This window comes from Tabrizicola sp. (assembly GCF_031377265.1).
Lineage (GTDB): Bacteria > Pseudomonadota > Alphaproteobacteria > Rhodobacterales > Rhodobacteraceae > JAUYQR01.
This window is the reverse complement of sequence record NZ_JANMET010000329.1, coordinates 1-3,122: the sequence shown is the minus strand read 5'-3', so window position 1 is coordinate 3,122 and position 3,122 is coordinate 1. Positions and strand designations below refer to the sequence as shown.

At 63.8% G+C, this 3,122-nt stretch carries 4 protein-coding genes; 2 read left to right on the top strand and 2 right to left on the bottom strand.

All coding sequences use genetic code 11. The annotated features are described in order from the left end of the window. Positions 1 to 91 precede the first annotated feature (91 nt). Positions 92 to 1,495, top strand: coding sequence for a UDP-N-acetylmuramoyl-L-alanine--D-glutamate ligase (gene murD, locus RMO18_RS17785; protein WP_309667712.1), 1,404 nt, complete (start codon positions 92 to 94; stop codon positions 1,493 to 1,495). Positions 1,496 to 1,510: 15 nt separating this feature from the next. Here murD and RMO18_RS17780 read toward each other — a convergent pair whose 3' ends face one another. Beyond that, positions 1,511 to 1,897, bottom strand: a complete 387-nt coding sequence (locus tag RMO18_RS17780) for a hypothetical protein (protein ID WP_309667716.1) — start codon at positions 1,895 to 1,897, stop codon at positions 1,511 to 1,513. Here RMO18_RS17780 and RMO18_RS17775 point away from each other — a divergent pair. Next, positions 1,833 to 2,171: a GFA family protein gene (locus RMO18_RS17775; protein ID WP_309667714.1), complete on the top strand. Its 339-nt coding sequence runs from the start codon at positions 1,833 to 1,835 to the stop codon at positions 2,169 to 2,171. The two genes, RMO18_RS17780 and RMO18_RS17775, sit on opposite strands and share 65 nt — an antisense overlap. Before the next feature lie 42 nt (positions 2,172 to 2,213). On the opposite strand, the gene RMO18_RS17770 is transcribed toward RMO18_RS17775, so the two are convergent. Next, on the bottom strand, positions 2,214 to 3,122 hold a 909-nt coding region (locus tag RMO18_RS17770), incomplete at its 5' end, for a Gfo/Idh/MocA family oxidoreductase (protein WP_309667710.1).

Genomic DNA, 3,122 nt, shown 5'->3' with positions numbered 1-3,122 from the left:
CCCCCCCCCCCCCACCCCCACACCCCGCCCCCCCCCCGCCCGGGGGGGGGGGGGGGGCCCCCCCCCCCCCCCCTTTCGACAGGAGACGCCAATGATACCCGTGATCGGCTATTCCGGCCAAAAGGTCGCCGTCCTCGGCCTTGGCCGCTCCGGCCTTGCCACCGCCCGTGCCCTGCAGGCTGGGGGGGCGGAGACGCTGCTGTGGGACGACAGCCCCGAGGCCCGCGCCAAAGCCGAAGCCGATGGCTTTGCTTTGGCCGACCTGAGCCGCGCCAACTCCCTTGAGGGCTTGACCCTGCTGATCACCTCGCCCGGCATCCCGCATCTCTACCCGCAGCCCCACAAGATCATTGCCCGGGCGCTTGAGGCTGGTATCCCTGTCGACAATGACGTTGGCCTGTTCTTCCGCAGCTTTGCCACCGACGACTGGGAAGGGTTCGACCAGACGCCGAAAGTCGTCTGTGTCACCGGCTCCAACGGCAAGTCCACCACCACGGCGTTGATCCACCATATCCTGCAAGAAGCCGGTCGCCCGACCCAGATGGCTGGCAATATCGGCACTGGGGTTCTGGCGATAAACCCGGCGCAGGATGGCGAGGTGGTGGTCCTGGAACTATCCTCCTACCAGACCGACCTTGCCCGTGCCCTGACCCCGGATGTTGCTGTTTTCACAAACCTTTCGCCCGATCACCTGGATCGCCACCACGGCATGGGCGGCTATTTTGCGGCCAAGCGGCGGCTGTTTGCCGAAGGCGGGCCGGACCGCGCCATTGTTGGCGTTGATGAGGTCGAAGGCCGGTTCATGGCCAACCAGTTGGGCGAAGGGCCGCAGGACGACCGGGTGATCCGGATCTCTTCGGGGCAGAAGCTGGAAGGCTTTGGCTGGTCGGTGTTTGCCCGCAAAGGGTTTCTGGCGGAATGGCGCAAGGGGCGGCAGGTGGCGTCGATCGACCTGCGCGGGATCGCAGGCCTGCCGGGCGCGCACAACCACCAGAACGCCTGCGCGGCCTATGCAGCCTGCCGGTCGCTCGGTCTGGCACCAAAGCTGATTGAACAGGCTTTTCATAGCTTTGCGGGCCTGCCGCACCGCAGCCAGCTGGTCGGCGAGCGGGCCGGGGTGCGGTTTGTCAATGACAGCAAGGCCACCAATGTGGACAGTGCTGCCAAGGCGCTGCAGGCCTTTGCCAAGATCCGCTGGATTGCCGGCGGCATGGGCAAGGACGGGGGGATTGCGGACCTGCAACCCTTTCTTGGCGCGGTGGTGAAGGCCTATCTGATCGGCCATTCCGCCCGCGATTTCGCGCTGCAGCTGGGCGACACCCCGCATGTGATCTGCGAGACGATGGAGCGGGCGGTGGCTGCGGCTGCGGCCGAGGCCGAGGCGGGCGAGACGGTGCTGTTGGCCCCGGCGGCGGCGAGTTTCGACCAGTATCCGAACTTTGAAAAACGCGGTGAGGATTTCACGGCGCGGGTGCAGGCGGTGCTGGCGGGCTGAGCGGCGGACGCCGGGTTAACGGCTGGAATTCACTGGGGTTTTGCCATCTTCTCGGCGTCTTCTTTTCGTCTTCCTTGCGTCTTCATTCCGTCTCCACGCCCGTAACACGAAGGTTCCGTTAACCATGATGGGCGAATCGAGTGCTGGCGGCGCAGGCGGGTGAAGCGGCGGCAGATGGGTTGCGCTTTCGCTTCGAGCCAGATCTGGCATTGATCCGCCCCATTTGTTCATGTAATGTTCCTGTTCAATCTGATGACGATCGGAAGGGAATAGGTGGATGATTGAAGGAAGCTGCTGCTGCGGCGCGGTAAAGTTCGAACTGATAAGCAAGCCGACGATGATGGGCACTTGCCACTGCTCGCGGTGCCGAAAGGTCGGCGCAAGCACGATCGTTTTTGTCAAAAAAGAAACCCTGAGATGGGTTCAGGGGAAAGATCATGTAGCACTCTACCAACCCGCTGCCCCTTACACATACGGTAGATGCTTTTGCAGAATTTGCGGGACGTCGCTTGGCGAGATACTGTCGGGCGAGGACAGTTTTCCGATCGCGGCCAATGCTTTCGATACTGAGCTTGGCCTCAGGAATCAGTTTCACGAGTTTGTTTCTGAGAAACCGTCTTGGTGCGAAGTTGTCATCGGCGGGACGCCACCGGAAGAGCATCCGGCATCGTCCTGATCGCCGCAGACGTGGAATGGGTAGTACTGCCCGTTCCACGTTTCAGACCGGGCGCTTCAGCCCGCCTTCGGCGGCCGATGCTTCGGCCTGATCCAGCAGTTGCTGTAAGGCCGCGCCACGGGCAAAGTCCGGGTCGGCCGGACCTTCGCCCCGGATCGCGGCGATGAAGCGCTGGTAGTTGGTGGGCACCGGCGGGCAGTCCACATCCTGCCACTTGCCGGTCAGGATATCGTCGCCAAGGCAGGCGCGCAGCTGGCTGACGCCGTTTTCAAAGCGCACTTCCAGCCCGCCGGTCAGCCCGTACAGCCGCAGCCGCAGGTCGTTGATCTGCCCGGTGGCAAAGCGCGTCGCACCAACGGTGCCAAGTGCTCCGTTTTCCATCACGACCTGCATGGTCGCGCTGTCATTGGCATCCAGAACATAGTCGCCAATACGCCCGCCGGGGGCCTTGTCGAAGGTGGTCAAAAGGCACGACACCTCGCGCACGGACATGCCCGCGACGAAGGTGGCAAAGTCGAGGATGTGGATGCCGACATCGCCCAGGACGCCCTTCGATCCATGCGCGGTGGACAGACGCCAGAGCCACTGCGATTCCTTGTCCCAGTGACCCCAGGCGGGCTGGGTAAGCCAGCTTTGCAAGTACGACGCCTCGAAATGCCGGATGGCGTCGATGGCCCCGTCGCGCACCATCTGGGCTCCCTTCTGCATGGCAGCGACGTTGCGGTAGGTGAGGTTGACCATGTTGACGACGCCGGCCTTTGCCGCCGCCGCTGCCATTTCGGCGGCATGGGTGGCGTTGGTGGCGAGCGGCTTTTCGCATAAGGTATGTTTGCCGGCGGCCAGCACCGGCATGGTGGTGGCGTAATGCACCGCGTCGGGGGTGACGTTGGTCACCGCGTCGAACGCGCCCCATTCCAGCGCGGCCTCAAGCGAGGCAAAGCCCTGCGGGAT

Coding starts and splice junctions, on each gene's coding strand:
- RMO18_RS17775 (WP_309667714.1), top strand. CDS start 1,833: ATGATGGGCACTTGCCACTGCTCGCGGTGCCGAAAGGTCGGCGCAAGC.
- murD (WP_309667712.1), top strand. CDS start 92: ATGATACCCGTGATCGGCTATTCCGGCCAAAAGGTCGCCGTCCTCGGC.